Source organism: Parabacteroides merdae ATCC 43184 (assembly GCF_025151215.1).
Lineage (GTDB): Bacteria > Bacteroidota > Bacteroidia > Bacteroidales > Tannerellaceae > Parabacteroides > Parabacteroides merdae.
This window is the reverse complement of sequence record NZ_CP102286.1, coordinates 410,520-428,888: the sequence shown is the minus strand read 5'-3', so window position 1 is coordinate 428,888 and position 18,369 is coordinate 410,520. Positions and strand designations below refer to the sequence as shown.

Annotated in this window: 17 protein-coding genes and 1 pseudogene; 10 read left to right on the top strand and 8 right to left on the bottom strand. The window is 44.8% G+C overall.

Annotation, left to right across the window (positions count from 1 at the left end; translation table 11 throughout):
* Positions 1-16: 16 nt before the first annotated feature.
* Complete coding sequence (locus NQ542_RS01675; protein WP_005640945.1) at positions 17-187, top strand: DUF362 domain-containing protein; 171 nt, start codon at positions 17-19, stop codon at positions 185-187.
* Between the two features lie 101 nt (positions 188-288).
* Here NQ542_RS01675 and NQ542_RS01670 read toward each other — a convergent pair whose 3' ends face one another.
* Positions 289-651 (bottom strand): DUF3276 family protein, encoded by a 363-nt coding sequence (locus NQ542_RS01670; protein WP_036724656.1) that lies wholly within the window; start codon positions 649-651, stop codon positions 289-291.
* 224 nt (positions 652-875) lie between these two features.
* Here NQ542_RS01670 and nusB point away from each other — a divergent pair, with 224 nt between their 5' ends.
* The 5 genes from nusB (at position 876) to NQ542_RS01645 (ending at position 4,397) form a co-directional block, all read left to right on the top strand.
* Positions 876-1,802, top strand: coding sequence for a transcription antitermination factor NusB (gene nusB / locus NQ542_RS01665; RefSeq protein WP_005640949.1), 927 nt, complete (start codon positions 876-878; stop codon positions 1,800-1,802).
* 62 nt (positions 1,803-1,864) lie between these two features.
* Entirely contained in the window at positions 1,865-2,176 is a 312-nt protein-coding gene (gene yajC / locus NQ542_RS01660; protein WP_005640952.1) for a preprotein translocase subunit YajC, read from the top strand.
* Positions 2,177-2,188: 12 nt separating this feature from the next.
* Complete coding sequence (locus NQ542_RS01655) at positions 2,189-3,202, top strand: YbbR-like domain-containing protein (RefSeq protein ID WP_005640954.1); 1,014 nt, start codon at positions 2,189-2,191, stop codon at positions 3,200-3,202.
* Entirely contained in the window at positions 3,195-3,824 is a 630-nt protein-coding gene (coaE, locus tag NQ542_RS01650) for a dephospho-CoA kinase (RefSeq protein WP_005640957.1), read from the top strand. The genes NQ542_RS01655 and coaE overlap by 8 nt, the downstream gene beginning before the upstream one ends.
* A gap of 129 nt (positions 3,825-3,953) precedes the next feature.
* Positions 3,954-4,397 (top strand): DUF5606 family protein, encoded by a 444-nt coding sequence (locus tag NQ542_RS01645; protein ID WP_005640959.1) that lies wholly within the window; start codon positions 3,954-3,956, stop codon positions 4,395-4,397.
* A gap of 254 nt (positions 4,398-4,651) precedes the next feature.
* Here the strand turns inward: NQ542_RS01645 and NQ542_RS01640 are convergent.
* Both NQ542_RS01640 and lon read right to left on the bottom strand, forming a co-directional pair.
* Positions 4,652-5,801, bottom strand: a pseudogene (locus NQ542_RS01640) (transposase).
* Positions 5,802-5,952: 151 nt separating this feature from the next.
* A complete protein-coding gene (gene lon / locus NQ542_RS01635) occupies positions 5,953-8,415 on the bottom strand; it encodes an endopeptidase La (RefSeq protein ID WP_005640969.1) in 2,463 nt (820 codons plus the stop codon).
* 128 nt (positions 8,416-8,543) lie between these two features.
* On the opposite strand from lon, the gene NQ542_RS01630 reads away from it, so the two are divergent.
* A complete protein-coding gene (locus tag NQ542_RS01630) occupies positions 8,544-9,260 on the top strand; it encodes a tRNA1(Val) (adenine(37)-N6)-methyltransferase (RefSeq protein ID WP_005640971.1) in 717 nt (238 codons plus the stop codon).
* Here NQ542_RS01630 and NQ542_RS01625 read toward each other — a convergent pair.
* The gene (locus NQ542_RS01625) at positions 9,245-10,216 is read right to left on the bottom strand and encodes a diacylglycerol/lipid kinase family protein (protein WP_005640973.1); all 972 of its coding nucleotides are present in this window, start codon (positions 10,214-10,216) and stop codon (positions 9,245-9,247) included. The genes NQ542_RS01630 and NQ542_RS01625 overlap by 16 nt on opposite strands.
* Positions 10,217-10,411: 195 nt before the next feature.
* Between NQ542_RS01625 and spt the strand changes: the two genes are divergently transcribed.
* The 3 genes from spt to NQ542_RS01610 all read left to right on the top strand — a co-directional run bounded on the left by spt (position 10,412) and on the right by NQ542_RS01610 (position 13,632).
* Complete coding sequence (gene spt / locus NQ542_RS01620; RefSeq protein ID WP_005640975.1) at positions 10,412-11,599, top strand: serine palmitoyltransferase; 1,188 nt, start codon at positions 10,412-10,414, stop codon at positions 11,597-11,599.
* Positions 11,600-11,753: 154 nt separating this feature from the next.
* Positions 11,754-13,181 carry a PSP1 domain-containing protein gene (locus NQ542_RS01615; protein ID WP_005651267.1) on the top strand — a complete coding sequence of 476 codons (1,428 nt, stop codon included), beginning with the start codon at positions 11,754-11,756 and terminating at the stop codon, positions 13,179-13,181.
* Complete coding sequence (locus tag NQ542_RS01610; RefSeq protein WP_036724653.1) at positions 13,108-13,632, top strand: gliding motility lipoprotein GldH; 525 nt, start codon at positions 13,108-13,110, stop codon at positions 13,630-13,632. The genes NQ542_RS01615 and NQ542_RS01610 overlap by 74 nt, the downstream gene beginning before the upstream one ends.
* Positions 13,633-13,645: 13 nt before the next feature.
* Here the strand turns inward: NQ542_RS01610 and rodA are convergent, their stop codons facing one another.
* The 4 genes from rodA to mreC are packed head-to-tail and all read right to left on the bottom strand — an operon-like array spanning position 13,646 to position 18,313.
* Positions 13,646-15,091, bottom strand: a complete 1,446-nt coding sequence (gene rodA / locus NQ542_RS01605) for a rod shape-determining protein RodA (protein WP_005640980.1) — start codon at positions 15,089-15,091, stop codon at positions 13,646-13,648.
* On the bottom strand, positions 15,081-16,958 hold the full coding sequence (mrdA, locus tag NQ542_RS01600; protein ID WP_005640981.1) for a penicillin-binding protein 2: 1,878 nt from the start codon (positions 16,956-16,958) through the stop codon (positions 15,081-15,083). The genes rodA and mrdA overlap by 11 nt, the downstream gene beginning before the upstream one ends.
* Entirely contained in the window at positions 16,948-17,466 is a 519-nt protein-coding gene (gene mreD, locus NQ542_RS01595) for a rod shape-determining protein MreD (protein WP_005640984.1), read from the bottom strand. Before mreD ends, mrdA begins: the two co-directional genes overlap by 11 nt.
* Positions 17,459-18,313, bottom strand: coding sequence for a rod shape-determining protein MreC (mreC, locus tag NQ542_RS01590; protein WP_005640985.1), 855 nt, complete (start codon positions 18,311-18,313; stop codon positions 17,459-17,461). The genes mreD and mreC overlap by 8 nt, the downstream gene beginning before the upstream one ends.
* Positions 18,314-18,369 lie beyond the last annotated feature (56 nt).

The following is an 18,369-nucleotide window of genomic DNA, read 5'->3' as shown; positions in this document are numbered from 1 at the left end:
TTAAACGTTTAAAAAAATGGCTTACGTAATTAGTGACGATTGTATCGCTTGCGGTACTTGTATTGACGAATGTCCGGTAGGAGCAATTTCAGAAGGCGATAAATACAGCATCGACCCTGAAATGTGTACAGATTGTGGAACTTGCGCAGATGCTTGTCCTACTGAAGCAATTCATCCGGCAGAATAAACCGCAACATCGATAGGTTTCCTTTACAGGACCTATAAAGATAAGGGGCTGTTTCCTTTCGGAACAGCCCCTTATTATTTTCTCATTCTCTACCGACTTCGTCAAAATTCGATATTCAGTTTGATCTCATCCGAGTCGCTTTCCTGCCGACCTTCATCCGACATCGTCTCCTCCGGCCTTTCATCAGCTCTACATCGTTTAATGTAACTGATTACATCATTCATTCCATCCATGAACTTGTCAAAGTCTTCTTTGTACAGAAAAATCTTATGTTTCTCAAAAGAAACCTGCATACCATTCTTCGGCTGCACTTTTTTACTCTCCGTCACAGCCAGAAATAAATCGTCTTTCAGATTCTTCTTTACATCCAGATAATAAATTCTTTTTCCTGCTTTAATGGTTTTAGAGTATAAGATCTCTTTGTCACCACCTTCAACCTGTATTTTCTTCACCGAGTTTTCCATTATAGCAAACATTCGTTAAACACCCACCCATTTATCATAACTTGCCTCAAATATGTGCATTTTTTTTTAAACAACAACTATTTTAACGCATGAAAATGCATATAAAGAATCGGAATATTATGAAATAATAAATAACACACATAAAATTAAGCGAAGCGACGAACTTTTATCAAAAGAATGACTAACTTTGCAGCCAAATTTATAACAAGTAGTTCCTTCAAACGATGATCAACAGAATTTTAATCCGCATTAAAGTTTTACAGATAGTATATTCTTACTATCAAAACGGAAACAACGACCTCAAAGTAGCGGAAAACGAATTGCTTTTCAGTCTTAGAAAGTCTTATGACTTATATCATTATTTCCTTCTTCTAATTGTCGACGTCACAAACTTACAAAGACGTATCTTGGATGCCCGTAAGAACAAGTATATGCCGACAGAAGCCGAATTGAACCCCAATACCCGACTGATAGACAACCGTTTTGCCGCACAAATAGCCGAAAATGAAGCACTTCGGAAATACGTGGCCGAACAGGGGCTTTCATGGGATAATGATGAAGATTTCATCAAAATGGTACTCGACCTGATCTTGTCGTCCGAACAATACGGGGAATATCTGAATAACGAAAATGATTCATACGAGACAGATAAGGAATTCTGGCGCATCGTATTCAAAAAACTAATTTGTGGCAATGAAGCGATCGACGATTATCTGCAAGATAAAAGCATTTATTGGAACGACGACATCTCCATCGTCGAAACTTTTACGCTGAAAACAATCAAACAATTCGAAGAAGCAGCCGGAAGCAAACAAAAATTGCTGCCGATGTTTAAAGATCTCGAAGACCAGTCTTTCGCCATTAAATTATTCCGCCAATCATTGATGAAAGGAAGCGAATTCCGTGAACGTATCAACAAACACATGAAGAACTGGGAAACCGAACGCATAGCCAATATGGATCTTATCATCATGCAGGTTGCACTGGCAGAAATCATGACGTTCCCGACAATTCCCATCAACGTAACGCTGAATGAATATATTGATACGGCCAAATACTACAGTACCCCGAAAAGCGGAACATTTATCAACGGTATTTTAGATTCTGTAGTCAACGAGTTAAAAAAAGAAAAGTTATTGCTCAAAGATTAATTATTATCCTTACATTTGTGTCAGTATCGAATTGATTTTAACTTATTAATGTTTATAGTTATATGAGCTTACTTACTATTTTACTTCAGGCCGCCGGCGGAAGTCAGCAATGGTCTGGTATTTTAATGATGGTTGTTATTGTTGCGATCTTCTATTTCTTTATGATCCGTCCGCAACAAAAGAAACAAAAAGAAATTCAGAAAGCCCGCGAAGCCTTAAAAGCAGGAGACAAAGTGATTACTGCCGGAGGTATCTACGGAAAAATCAAAGAAATCGGTGACACATATATGTTGATTGAAATTTCTGATGGTGTACGCATCCGTGTAGACAAAACATCCGTGTTTGCATCTGTAGCGGACGCACAGCAAAAATAAACAACGGAACATATGTCACGACTTGGACAAATCAAACAAACATTCAAGTCTGTCCGGATAGAGATTAAGGCTTTTCTTCGCCGTCAACAGTGGAAAGAAGCCTTGATCTTTTTCTGTTTTATACTGTTGGCTTTCGGCTTCTGGCTTCTCCAAAGCCTGCAACAGGAGTATGAAATAGATATCAGGATTCCGGTCAAGTACAAGAATGTGCCGCCAGATATATCTTTCACGGAAACACCGCCCGAAGCCATTACAGTCAAAGTGAAAGACAAGGGGAGTGTATTGCTGAACTACTCCTTCGGACGTTCGTTTGCCCCAATTGAGGCCAACATGAAGACACAGTCGGAAAAATCCGGTAAACTGATCATTAACCGGAAAGATATCGAAAACGAAATAAAGAAACATCTGATTGCGACCACATCCCTGCTCAGCTTCGAACCCCAACATATCGATGCTGCTTACAGCAAACGCATCAAGAAGGAGATACCAGCCGTATTCGAGGGAGTTGTCCAAACAAATGCAGGTTTCAAAGTTTCAGGTGACATATCCATTACTCCCCGCAGCATCAACGTCTATGCCAGCGATGTCGTTCTGGACACTTTGAAAGAGATAAAAACAATCTATACCGAGATCAAAAAAGGAAACAAGACCGTCACACGTACCGTCCAACTGGAAAAAATAGACGGAGTCACTCTCGAACCGACAAGTGTAACCGTTACGATCCCGATAGAAGAGTATACAGAAAAAACGCTGGAAATACCTGTTATCTGCACCAATCTGCCGCCCCATTACACCCTGCGCATGTTCCCGGCTGTCGTGAAAGTGAGCTGCAACGTCCCTCTTTCGCGCTTCAAGGACGTCTCGGCAGATGATTTCGAAATACGAATCTCTTTTGCAGATTTAGAACAAAGCGCTTCAGGAACATTGCCTTTACAACTGAACAAAAAACTGAGCTGGGTGGATGTAGCTACAATTTCACCAGACCGGATCGAATTTATATTGGAACAAACAAAGTCAAATGATTAAGATTGGAATCACCGGAGGAATCGGAAGCGGCAAATCAATGGTGGCCGCACTATTGGAAGTATGGGGTATTCCTGTGTATATAGCCGATACAGAAAGCAAGCATCTAACAGCCACTTCTCCCGTTATCCGGGAAAAGCTGATTACCTTGTTCGGCAAAGAACTTTATACAGCCGACGGTTTGGATAAAAGACGGCTCGCTTCCCATATTTTCGGAAACCCGGAACGGCTTGGACAAGTGAACGCGATCATTCACCCAGAAGTGAACCGTCATTTTTTTGCTTGGGTCGAAAGACTGAATACCCCGGTATGCGCCATCGAATCAGCCATTCTTTTCGAATCGGGCTTTAACCGGATTGTCGATACGACGCTGATGGTTTATGCCCCGATGGAAATACGCATCGGACGGATACTCGAACGCGACTCCGTTTCCCGAGAAGAAATTATACGTCGCATCGAAAGCCAGTTGCCGGACGAAATGAAAAAAGAGAAATCGGACTACGTGATCTTCAATGACGGAGAACAAGCTTTACTTCCGCAAATAACAGCTTTTCTTGCAGGACTAAAGATAAAAAACATTGACTCTCAATTCTATAATAAGCATAAAAACAAAAATATTCAGTAGATAGAGACATTTATGCTTAGTGAATAATCATTAGAAACAAGAAAATATGTTCAAAACTGCCGAAAATTCCCGACAGTTATACTACATTTGCAGCACAAAAGTTAAACACTATTAGAAAAACAAAGTATTATGTTGAAGACGATTTTGTCTATCTCGGGTAAACCGGGATTGTTTAAATTGGTTTCCCACGGGAAAAATATGCTGATTGTTGAGTCGTTAGCAGACAAGAAAAGAGTTCCTGCATACGCAAAAGATAAAGTAATTTCTCTGGGAGATATCGCTATCTACACAAATGAAGCAGAAGTTCCATTGCATGAAGTTCTGACCAACGTCAAAAATAAAGAAAACGGACAACAAGCATCTGTTTCCACATCCGCCAAACCAGACGAACTACGTGCTTATTTCGCCGAGATTCTTCCCAATTTCGACCGTGAACGTGTATATCCGAGTGATATCAAGAAATTGATCTCCTGGTATAACATCCTGATCGGCGCAGGCCTCACAGAGTTCACCCCAGAAGGATCGGCAACAGAAGAAGCTTCTGTTAAAGAAACGAAAAAAGAGGAAGCTTAACCAATTACAGTCGAATCAAATACAAAAAAGAGATGTACCAGATAGTCCTGTACTTCTCTTTTAGGAGATTCATTAGGGATATTCGGTAAATGTTCCCACAAAATACATGGCATATGAAGATGATAGAGTATAATCACTTCATATGCCATTATTATTGTCATTTTCCTGTATATTCTCATATATTCTTATCGGGCAAGACATGAAGCTCCGGAAGAAGTCTGATGACCTCTTCTGATTCTTCCAGTAAACTCATATCATGCAGCTTTCCCCGTTCTGTTCCTGATCTTGTTAATCATCAGTATGACATTTGCCGTATGTATTCCGAAGAAAATCCACAGGATTTCCGTCTTCTTATTCCTGGCCTTTATTCTTGCGAGCGAGTAATGTGGCTTTTGAGTGCCGAAGCTTCCTTCAAGCGTATACCCTCATTGAATGCCTTGAACGAGAGATGTTCGATGAACGATATGCCGTCTATCTGTATATTATTGACCTTCGCACCGAACTCGACAGACTTGGTTTCCTTGCCTCTGACGATGGGACGTACATAATGACGGTCAATGCTGACGATGCGGTCACTGACTTTCCGCCCTTCAAACATTTTCTTTTCCTATACAAGCTCCTTTCTGATGATGGAAAGACGCTTCTGGTAATCCTGTGTATATCGGAGTAAAGCACCGTACTCGCTATGGATCCCATCCCTTTAACTGAGGAGCTTTTCAAGAAGCTTGATCATACGGCGCTTAAGCATTCTTGTCCTTGAAGCTCTCCTCTTTCTTTTCTTGCAGTAGGACAGATAGAATTCCGCCACATTCCTGTATTTGTTGCACGGACGCCTTATGCTCAGAGATCCCTGCAATGCCGGCATATATGCCTGTAGAGCCATTCGATGCTTTCCCAAAGGAGTTTCATGTCCGTTAGAAAACGCATGTGGCTCTCATAGCATGTGGCATCGGTCATGCAGACGTAAAAGTTATCGAGATAAGGTTTCCAGTGTGAAGCCTGGATATCCTGGAAGGAATCAATGTCAAGGCGGGATGCTATCTCATTACGGATAACACTGACTATCTTGAAGTTGATTATGGGAAACGATGGGTTTATCATGATTCCACAGAACATCTGGTAGTGTATGTTCCCGTTCAGATATTCCACCAGCTGCCTGTCGGAGAATCCGGTGTATGCCTTCAGGACCATAAGGGCGATCTTTGCGGAAGGGCTGAATATGTTCCTACGGCCCAGGTGCCGGTCCGACAAGCCTGCGGATTTTACCATACAATCAAACGAAAACAACGAATGAAGCCTGCCAAGCTCACTCTCATGAAAACTCTTGCGATAGTTTTCCAGAATATCAAATTCTGGAAAACCCAAAGTAGAGTGAATTCCTGAAATATTTTGTATCTTCGCCATATCTTAGTTTGGATATTTCCCCCGTTTTGGCCGTCAAATCTTGTTTTCAGGGGAATACCTAAAGATACAAAAAAGCCAATCAACTCACAATATCCTGTGTATAAATCAGTTGGCTGATTTTATAATATTTAATGAATGTCCCTATGTATTTTCAGAACAACGGATTAGCCACCTTTTCCTTCAACAAGGCCAAATCGACTACTTGGCGGATATCATCCACATAGTGGAAAGCCAGCCCTTTCAGATAATCGGGCTTAATCTCTTCGATATCTTTCTTATTCTCTTGGCAGAGGATCAGTTCCTTGATTCCGGCACGTTTAGCAGCCAGTATCTTTTCCTTGATACCACCTACCGGAAGAACTTTACCACGCAACGTAATCTCGCCGGTCATAGCCAAGTTACTGCGCACCTTACGCTGCGTAAAGGCTGATACCAATGAAGTGACCATCGTGATACCCGCACTCGGACCATCTTTCGGAATCGCCCCCTCAGGCACATGGATATGGACATTCCAATTTTCAAACATACCTTCGTCGATCCCGAACAGTCCGGCATGCGAATGAATATATTCGAGTGCCAACATGGCAGACTCTTTCATCACGTCACCCAAGTTACCTGTCAAAGTAAGCTTTGAGCCCTTTCCTTTGCTCAAGCTGGATTCCACAAACAGGATTTCACCGCCAACAGCTGTCCAAGCCAATCCGGTTACGACACCCGCATAGTTATTTCCCTGATATTTATCACGGGTATATTCGACTGCACCCAAGTAATCATGCAAATCTTCGGGACGTATCTGTGCCGGAAGTTCTTCGCTGGACGCCAGCTTGCGAGCCAACTTACGCATGATCTTGGCAATCTTTTTATCCAATTCGCGCACACCACTCTCACGGGTGTAGGATTCGATGATCGCCTGCAACGTCTTTTTCGGGAACTTCACTTTTCCTTTCGACAAACCGTGAATCTCCAATTGCTTCGGAACTAAATGACGGGCAGCGATTTCTACCTTCTCCTCCATGATATAACCACTCACCTCGATCAACTCCATACGGTCCAACAACGGCTGGGAAATCGTGTTCAGATTATTGGCAGTTGCGATAAACATAACTTTGCTCAAATCATAATCTATATCCAGATAATTATCATGGAATGCATTGTTCTGCTCCGGATCCAACACCTCAAGCAACGCAGAAGCGGGATCGCCCTTGAAATCATTCGTTACCTTGTCGATCTCGTCAAGGATAAACACAGGGTTTGAGGTTCCAGCCTTCTGAAGGTTCTGAATGATACGTCCGGACATCGCACCAATGTAGGTACGACGATGGCCACGTATCTCCGCCTCATCATGCAAACCGCCCAACGAAACTCGGACATACTTACGGTGCAAAGCTTCTGCAACCGATTTTCCCAACGAAGTCTTACCAACTCCCGGAGGTCCATACAGACAGATAATGGGTGACTTCATATCACCTTTCAGTTTCAACACCGCCAAATGTTCAATGATGCGCTCTTTCACCTTCTCCAACCCGTAGTGATCGCGATCCAAGACTTTCTGTGCATGGGCAAGATTGAAATTATCCTTGCTGTATTCGTTCCATGGCAGATTGACAATCGCCTGCACATATTGCGTCTGGATAGAGAAATCCGGAGATTGCGGATGCAGGCGCTCCAACTTGCGCACCTCCTTCTCAAACGTTTCAGCTACAGCCAGCGACCATTTTTTCTTGGCAGCTTTCTCTCGCAATTCCCTTATTTCCAAATCATTGATATTTCCTCCTAGCTCTTCCTGAATTGTCTTGATCTGCTGCTGAAGAAAGTATTCCTTCTGTTGCTGGTTAATATCCTCGTGCGTCTTCATCTGGATGGACGTCTTCAGTTCCACCAACTGATACTCCCGGTTCAGGATGAACAAAAGACGGTACGCACGATCTTTCAAGTTACCAATCAACAACAAATCTTGTTTTTCAGACGATCCGTTGGGAACATTGCAACAAGAGAAATTGATTAGGTAGAGAATATTTTTATTATTCTTTATTGAAAATATCAAGTCGCGAGGCGGTTCAGAGGCAGCTCCGAGCATCTTGATCGTCAAATCCTTGATAGTCGAAACAAGCGCCTCGAACTCACGGTCGGACTTGTCCGGCATGACGTCTTCGAGCAATTTGATCTTTCCGATCAGGTAAGGATCATAAGCAGAAAGCTCTTCCAATTGGAAACGCTTCTTACCTTGCAGGATCACGGTTGTTGTTCCGTCGGGCATTTCGAGCACGCGGACAATATCGGCCACAACTCCCGTCGCATACAAATCTTCTATCTTCGGATCTTCCGTATTCATATCCTTCTGGCAAACCACTCCGATCAGACTTTTCTTGTGGGCGGCCTCCTTGATCAGGCGCATAGATTTAGGGCGGCCTATCATCACCGGCATAGCTACACCCGGAAACAGTACCATATTCCGAAGCGGAAGAATGGGCAATTCCTCTCCCACTTTCTCCATTCCTTCAGTAAAATCTTCATCAACATCGCAATCTGTGAGGATAGGCATTACGATACCAATATTATCATCCAAGTCGTTATACGACTCCTCGGCAAACATCGTTACTTTATCTTTCTTCATATATTCTTTGTCATAGTTGCGGAATATTCCTTTATCGCCCGCAATTCTATTTCATACAATAAACGTGCCAAAGTTACTATTTTTAACTCAATTCCGATTACTTTTGCACAAAACAATTGTCAATTACTATGTCAAATCCTTTTTTCCAATTCAAACAATTTACCATACGTCATGATAAATGTGCAATGAAAGTAGGAACCGACGGTGTTCTGCTCGGTGCATGGGCCGGAACGGAATCGTGCAACCGCATACTGGACATCGGGACAGGGACCGGACTGATCGCCCTGATGCTGGCTCAACGCAGCAAGGCGGCTATCGACGCTATCGACATAGAAGCCGATGCCTGTCTTCAAGCACAAGAAAATGCAGAATCTTCCCTTTTTGCAGGACGGATAAATGTCTTTCATTCCGACTTGGTCGATTTTGCACAAGCCAGCACGCATCTATATGACCTGATTGTATCCAACCCTCCTTACTTCGTCGATTCATTGAAATGCCCGAACCTACAACGGAACACGGCCCGCCACACCGATACGCTGACATTAGAAGATTTGTTGCAGTACAGTCGCAAACTGCTTACCCCACAAGGACGTATTGCCCTTATCCTGCCTTACGACCAGAAAGATCGTCTTACGGATTGTATTCAAACACAAAATCTATTTCTTTCGAAGGAAGTCTCCGTCATCCCCGTACCCGATGCACAACCGAAACGACTGTTGGCCGAACTGACATCAGAGCCACCCGCCTCTCCCGCCTTCTCCGATCGGCTGACCATCGAGATTGCAAGACATCGGTATACTGACGAATATATCAATCTAACCAAAGACTTTTATCTAAAGATGTAAGGGAGTTTCTTATCGAAAAAACGGGTTACTTCACCAAACAGATTCTGTACCTCCTCCGTAAAAGAAACAGTTTCCGGAGTCAATACGTTCAATGATTTGGGAAGAACGGAGATTTCGATCCGGCTGTCCGCCATGATCGGCTCTCCGTCCAGATGCATGACTCCTGGATTCTGACGGATGATAGTCACCTCTTTTCCTTTGAATGTCTTGATCTTGCTGTTACGGTCGATCTGTTTCGTAAACAACTGAATAGCCAACGGTGCAATGTCCAGCGGACCGAAAGGGGAAAGGATTGTAATATCCATTTTGCCATCCTGGATATTGGCATGAGGAGCGATAAACGCATTGTTACCATACTGCGAAGCATTCCCGCAAGCCACCAAAAACGCCTTTTCCTTAACCGTCTGGTTATCGATCAAAAGTTCATAAGGTTCGGGTTTGTAGCTCAGATATTCTTCCACCGTATTTTTTATATAGGTAAGCGAACCGCGGCGTTTCTCCCCGGCAAACTTTTGGCTGACCGCTGCATCAAAGCCGACTCCGCAGGTACAAAAAAAGACACGTCCGTTCGCCTTGCAACAGTCGATTGTCGAAACATGCCCCTTTACAATCAGATCAATCGCCCGGCGTACATCCATCGGAATATGCAATTCACGCGCCAAACCATTGCCGGAACCTTTCGGGATAATCCCCAGCACCGCACCTGAGTGGAGCATGGCACGGGCAATCTCGTTCACAGTTCCGTCTCCCCCGACCGCAATCACGCAATTGGCCCCTTTATCAAGGGCTTTCCGCGTCAGTTCGCTGGCATGTCCGGGATATTCTGTAAAAGAAATTTCCACACAACAATTTCCGCCCGCAAAGGCGGTTTCAATCATTTTCGGAATCTTTCTTTTCGAACCGACACCCGAAATCGGATTTATAATGGCCTGTATATTGATTGTTTGTCCCTCCATTCTTGCTGTTACTTACTTTGAGAGGACAAAAATAATGCTTTTGTAAAACTTTTAAAGCATTTCGGCTACTATAAGTTATTTTTTTACTACTTTTGCAGCTGGATTTGCCGAAACATAAATATTATAGTAGTAAGCAGATCTGGGTTCTTTTAGAATAACAACGTAGCGAGAAAATCATTCTCTGTTAATTATAATATGAAACTTTTACAAGAGAAACTATCAAAGTACGATGCACCTCAGCGGGCTATGGCCGCAGGAATTTATCCATACTTCAGAATGATTGAAAGTGATCAGGATACAGAAGTAATGATCAGCGGTAAAAAGGTCCTGATGTTTGGTTCTAACGCCTATTTAGGCCTGACAAACCACCCGAAAGTAAAAGAGGCGGCAATTGATGCCATTAAGAAATATGGTACAGGTTGTGCCGGTTCGCGTTTCCTGAACGGGACGTTGGATTTGCACATTCAGTTGGAAAAACGTCTGGCCGAATTTGTCGGAAAAGAAGATGCCATTGTTTATTCTACGGGATTTCAGGTAAACTTGGGTGTTGTATCCTGCCTGACAGGACGTGAAGACTATATCATTTGGGACGAGCTAGACCATGCATCCATCATCGAAGGACACCGTCTTTCCTTCTCTACCAAACTGAAATATAAGCATAATGATATGGAGTCCTTAGAAAAGCAACTCCAGAAATGCGAACCCGACAAGGTAAAGCTGATCGTTATCGACGGTGTATTCAGTATGGAAGGTGACATTGCCAAATTACCGGAAATCGTTGCGTTAGCCAAAAAGTATAACGCAAGCATAATGGTAGACGAAGCCCACGGTTTGGGTGTTCTGGGCGATCACGGTCGTGGAACCTGTAATCATTTCGGAGTAACAGACGATGTAGACCTGATTATGGGTACATTCAGTAAGTCGCTTGCTTCCATCGGCGGTTTCATCGCTTCGGACAAAGAGACGATCAACTATCTCCGCCATAACTCCCGCTCTTATATATTCAGTGCAAGTAATACTCCAGCAGCTACAGCTGCGGCCGGCGCAGCACTCGATATTATGCTGAGCGAACCGGAACGCATCGAACACCTGTGGAAACTTACCCACTATGCCTTGGATGGATTTCGTAATATGGGGTGCGAAATCGGCCATACCTCAACACCGATCATTCCATTGTTTATCCGTAACAACGACCTGACATTCCTGATCGTAAAGGAATTGTTCGAAGCCGGTATTTTCGTAAATCCAGTCGTATCTCCGGCTGTTGCGCCTGAAGATACGCTGATCCGCTTCTCACTGATGGCGACTCACACAATTGAACAGCTCGACTACGCATTAGAAGCAATTCACAAAGTATTTAAAAGTCACGGTCTGGTCAAATAAATCAGCATGGACAAATAATACCAAAAAGGGCAAAACGGAACATTCTGTTTTGCCCTTTCTCTTTATAATTCATTCTTCATTTGCTACGAACCAAATATTTTGACTATTTTTGCGTAATTGTACGCACTATAAATACATTATATATACCAGACAAATGGATTTTAAATTAAATACAGGAAGTTGCTGCATGGGTAAAAAAGGATGCAGCAAGATACAAAATAATAAACTGAACACCTACGACTGGCTTTGCGACGTGCCCGATGCGGCAAACGCTACCGATTACGTGGAAGTGCAGTTTAAAAATACCCGCAAAGGGTATTACCTCAACAGTTCCAAGATACCTCTGGAAAAAGGAGATTTAGTCGCAGTGGAAGCCAGCCCAGGGCATGACATCGGGACTGTGACACTGACCGGCAAGCTCGTCCTTCTCCAGATGAAAAAGAACAATGTCCGCACTGGCGAAGGCAATGAACCTAAAAAGGTGTATCGTAAAGCCAAACCGACCGATATCGAGAAATACGAAGAGGCGAAGGCCAAGGAACACGCCACAATGATCCGTTCGCGCCAGATCGCTGCCGATTTGGGACTGAATATGAAGATCGGGGATGTGGAATACCAGGGTGACGGCAATAAGGCGATCTTTTATTACATTGCCGACGAGCGTGTCGACTTCCGCCAGTTGATCAAAGTACTCGCCGAAGCATTTCGTGTCCGCATCGAAATGAAACAGATTGGTGCCCGCCAGGAAGCCGGACGCATCGGAGGTATCGGCCCCTGTGGGCGCGAGTTGTGCTGTTCAAGCTGGATGACGAGTTTCGTATCTGTAGCCACCGGAGCCGCCCGCTATCAGGATATATCCATGAATCCCCAGAAATTGGCCGGCCAATGCGCCAAGCTGAAATGCTGCATCAACTATGAAGTGGACGCCTATGTGGAAGCGCAAAAACGCTTACCGTCCCGTGAAGTGGTGCTGGAAACAAAGGACAATACCTATTATCACTTTAAAACGGATATCTTCAAACGGGAAATCACCTACTCTACCGATAAATCGTTCGCGGCCAACCTGATTACAATCTCAGCCAACCGCGCCTTCGATGTGATCAACATGAACAAGAAAGGCATGAAGCCTGTCACGCTCGAAGCCGATACCAAGCCGCAACCGCCCAAACGCGATGCGCAGGATATCCTGGGGCAAGACAGTGTTACCCGTTTCGATGCTTCCCTGAAAAAGAAGAAAAAGAAACGCAACGGAAACGGCAACAAGGAAAACCTGCCGAAAGAAGCCGCTGCCAACACCGGCAACGAAGGGAACAGCAAACCTTTCAACGGAGAAAAAGCGAACGGCAACACCGGCAACGAAAATAAAAACGGCAAAGGAAACGGGAACAGAAACGGAAACCGCAACCGTAACAGCGGAAACCGGGAGAACAACCGCGAACGGGAGAACCGCGAAAACAACCGTAACAGACCGCGTCCGAACCGAGTAAATAACGATAAGCAACCGAATAATGACAAACCTCAGCAACAAGCTAAGCCTGCTGCCAAACCGGAAAGCAAGCCGGACACAAAGCCGGAAGCTTAAAGGAGTCATTGCCGCACTGACTTGTTCTCTGTTCTTTTCCTGCGAAAACCCAGCCTTGTACGACCAATACCAGGCGATCAACAATATCACGTGGGAAAAGGACAAGGAATACTATTTCACCTTCGAGGTGAAAGATATATCTGTTCCTTACGACCTGACACTGGAAGTAAGGAACAATAACTTGTACCCCTATCAGAACTTATGGCTTTTCTGCAGTGAAGAGCAGCCGATCGGCCCGCTCCGCCGGGACACCATCGAATGCATGCTTGCCGACGAATTCGGCAAATGGCACGGACATGGCATTTCCTTATACCAAAGCAGTTTTCCCATTCATTCGCAATATAAGTTTCCGCATGCCGGACAATATACGTTCAGTTTCCGTCAAGGGATGCGCGACGATGCTTTGAAAGGAATACAAGAAATCGGTTTCTCGGTTCGCCCGGCCAAGTGAGCAGCCCTTAACCCTACCGTTCCCTCCTGGATGCATCCAAGCGAAGGAAGATAAAAAGCAGGATCGTGAATCCCCAAAGGGAAGAACCGCCGTAGCTAAAGAAAGGCAACGGAATGCCGATCACAGGTGTAAGCCCCGTCACCATCCCTATATTAATGGCCAAATGGAAGAAAAAGATAGAAGCGACACTATAGCCGTACACCCGGTTGAAAGTGGAACTTTGCCGCTCCGCCAACACAATCAGGCGCAGGATCAGAAATCCGAACAACAATAAGACCGCAGAAGCCCCGATGAACCCTTGTTCTTCACCTACCGTACAAAAGATAAAGTCGGTATCCTGCTCTGGAACATACTTCAGTTTGGTCTGCGTACCGTTCAGAAAGCCTTTTCCGGTAAGTCCACCAGAACCGATCGCGATCTTCGACTGATTCACATTATAGCCGGCACCGCTCGGATCATCTTCCAATCCCAATGAAACCTTGATACGTATCTGTTGATGCGGTTCCAGGATATCGGTAAACACATAATCCACCGAATACATAAAAGCCAATGATCCCAATGCAAAGACTGCGATCAACACATAATGCCACGCCCAGTTGCGGATAGAAAGAAAAACCAGATAACAGGCAACCAGCAAGATCACCCCGATCGATATCAGGGAATAATCGACCGGCATAAAGAAAGAAGCGGCATACCCTCCTAAACAAGCAACACCCGCAGTCCCCAATATCACCTGTATTGCACGGGTATCTTTCCTTTCTATCTGTATCAGGATAACCGTGATCAACAGGATCAGAGAAGAGACAAGCAACTCTCCCACCGCCGTATCTCCCACCGTCACATCCGAAAACTTCATGCTGGTGACAAAAAAGACAACCACGCAGACTCCCGACAAAAGAATATATCCCGACATCCCCTCCCGATATAACATCAAGAAGAAAGCCAAGTAGACCAGTGCCGAACCTGTCTCTTGCTGCAGCAGGATGCAAATCATCGGCAGAAATATTAGCGACAAGACGGCTATAAAGTTTTTAGGAACAGTCAGCTTGAAACCATAGGTATTCATCAGCTTCGCGACAGCAAGTGCCGTCGCAAACTTGGCAAACTCAGCCGGCTGCAACCTGACAGGTCCCAAAACAAGCCACGAATGGGAACCTTTTATGTTCGGAGCCAGAAAAATCGTAGCAATCAGCAACACGATGAAACCGGCATATATCAGATAGGCAAAAACATCAAAAAACTCACTCTCAAGCATCAAGAGCACAAAGATCAACCCTACCGACAATCCCATCCACATCAACTGCGAACCGGGACGGCCCGACGGGTCAAATAACCCCACGTTATCGAATTCATAACTAGCACCACAGATGCTGAACCAGCCGGCAACGACCAACACCACATAAAGGATAATCGTCAACCAGTCAACCGTCTTCCATATTTCCGTCTTCCTATAACTCACGATTCGGTAAAGATAAAACGTTTGGCGATACAACCGCATTCGACATCGTCTCTTCCAGCAACTTGTTCTCCTCCGAGATTTCGCCTTTCAGATACTTCTCCATCATCAATTTGCCGATCGGCACTCCGTAGGTCGCACCGAAACCACCATTCTCCACATACACGCAGATGGCCACCTTCGGATTCCGATAAGGAGCAAAACCGATAAAAGCTGAGTGATCTTTCCCATGCGGATTTTCGGCCGTACCAGTCTTGCCACAGACTTCGATATCCGTTATAGCCGCTCCCCGACAAGTTCCGCCTATAACGGCATTCCTCATACCTTCGGCTACGATTTCATAATTTTTGCGTTCCACCATCGTGTACCGTTTATCCGTATAAAGGGAATCCAGCGGGGTGTCCTGTACCTCCTTCACGACATGCGGAGTAATAAAATATCCCCGGTTAGCGATGGTTGCCGCCAAATTACAAATCTGCAATGGCGTAGCCAACACTTCACCCTGCCCGATCGCAATAGAAATGACGGTACTGGAACTCCAACGTTTACCGTGATATTTATTATAATACTCGCTATTCGGCAAAAAGCCTCTATTTTCCCCAGGCAGGTCAATGCCCAACTTATAACCGTATCCCATAGATACCAAGTAATTCTTCCAAACTTCAAACGCCTCTCCCACACTCGAATAACGCCGACGGCTATCGATCATATCACGCAGCCCCCAACAAAAAAAGGAGTTGCAGGAAGTAGCCAGCGCATAAGTCACATTCAGAGGAGAAGCATGGCCGTGGCAGGCCGGTTTGCCGTTCCGGGCCCCTGTATATCCATGTGCACAAGTATACAAGGTTTCTGTCGTAATCACTTCCTCCTGAAGGAAAGTCAACGCCTGTGTCGGCTTGAATGTCGATCCCGGCGGATAACGCCCCATGATGGCACGATCCAGCAAAGGCTTGTCCGAATTTTTCGACAGCATGATATGGTTCTTTCCCCGCTGGCGACCGACCAACAAGTTTGGATCATAAGAAGGCGAAGAAACCAGACACAGAACCTCCCCGGTTTCCGGCTCGATCATGACAATGCTACCCCTCTTGTTCTGCATCAGCTTCTCACCCAAAGCCTGCAAATCCATATCGATCGAAAGCGTCAGGTTCTTACCAGACACGGGAGCCACATCGTGGCGGCCTTCTTCATACCGCCCTTTTATACGTCCATGCGCATCACGCAACAGAATCTCCACACCCTTAACGCCACGCAAAGCCTCTTCGTAAGACAATTCCACACCTGAACGTCCGGCATTATCTCCCTGCACATAATAAGGATCTTTCTCGATATCCCCCTGGTTCACCTCCCCAATATTACCCAACAGATGGGCTCCATAAGGATATTCATATTCCCGGATTGTACGGTTCTGAATATAAAAACCCGGAAATTTATACAGTTTTTCCTGCAAAACACCGCATTCCTGTGCGGAGAGGTGATTCATGAACACCTGCGGGACATAGGAAGAATAGCCGGGATTCAACCGCCTGTTCTTAATTTCAGCTATACGTTTTACAAACAGCTCTTTTGTAATACCGAGGATATTGCAGAAATCAAGCGTATCGAACGGTTGAATCTCACGCATAACCAACATGACTTCATAAGAAGGCTGGTTATAAACCAGCAGCTTCCCGTTGCGATCATAAATGATACCCCTGGAAGGGATCAGTGTCTTTTTCAGAAACGCATTGCTGTCTGCCCACGCTTTATAGTCGCTGTCCACTACTTGCAGAAAGAACAAACGAATGATAAAGATGAGAACCAACAGAACAACGGCGCCACCAATCACGAAACGCCTGTTCTCAAGAGTATACTTCGTATTAATCTCCACTTTTCTGGGACCCTATATTGAATGCTTCTATTGTACAAATTAACAAGGTTGTCGTCACCACACTCGCCGCGATGCGGATCGCCAGGAACAGCGGATCGAATAATGTCAACGACTCAATCAAAAACAACGCCACATGATGAATCACGACAAAAAGCAGCGTATAGCGGAAAAAACCGCCATATCCGAACGTTTTGTAAGAAGGATTAATCCCTTCCGGCAGGTCTTTTCCCATCAATAACTGAATTAACGAGTGACGGATAAAACCGGCCAGCGTACAAGCAAACGCATGCATTCCCGGCGTATTTGAAAAAACATCAATCGTCAACCCGATCAGAAAAGAGAAAAACACCACATTCGTCCGTGAGCTCCCCACTGGCATTTTCAGTATGAAATAAAGATACAAGAACGGCGTTGCCACACGCAGGAAATGGATATTGTTCAGGATCAAAACCTGAACCAACACCAGCACCACAAAATAAATGAAGCCCCGCAGTATATTGTTAATCATTCTTTTTCGCCTCCCGTTCTGTATTTTTTTGCTCTGCCTGACGATAGTTCTTTATGATACGCACATTGTTCAAGGCCTGGAAATCAGTAGCCAATTCCACTTCAAGCGAATAAAAGTTATCATCATGCTGTTTCTCGAAATTCACGACTTTACCCACAATAATCCCAGACGGGAAAATGGCGGAATAACCGCTCGTCACGATCGTATCTCCTTTCTCAAACTCCACGTGGCGCGGCAACTCGTCCAGATTGGCAAAACGCGCATTACGCCCGTTCCAGCTCAACGTTCCGAAATAACTACTCCCCAACACCTTGCAGCTCAGTTTGAACTTCGGATTCAACAGAGGGATTACAACGGAAAAATGGTCGGAAACCGTCGACACAATTCCCACGACACCCCGTTCAGACACAACTCCCATGTCCGGCTCCACTCCATCCTTACGGCCTTTGTTCACCGTAATATAATTGGATAAATACGTAACACTGTTGTTCACGACATCCGCCATCACAAAACTATACGGAAACTGTCCGGTCGAGTCAGGTGCAAAACCGACAAACAGAGCAGTGTCGGCCCGCATCATCTCCAACTGGTCCTGCAACTCTAGCAACTCCATTTCAAGTTGTCCGTTACGCTCCAGAAGCTCCCGATTTATATCACGCAGGTTCAGGTAGGAAGTAACAAAGCCGGAAACAGAAGTAATATGTCCGGTTATCACATTTGCCGAACTGAACATAATGTTCCGTTGATATGCATTATTGCGATAAACCAACGTCAACGATATGATCTCTAGCAAAATGAATAGGAACCAATGCCTCTTTCTGACTAAAAAATCCAGGAGTTTACGCATAATCAGTTGAAAATTGAAAGTTGAAAATTGAAAGTTGAATATTCAGCAAGTACACC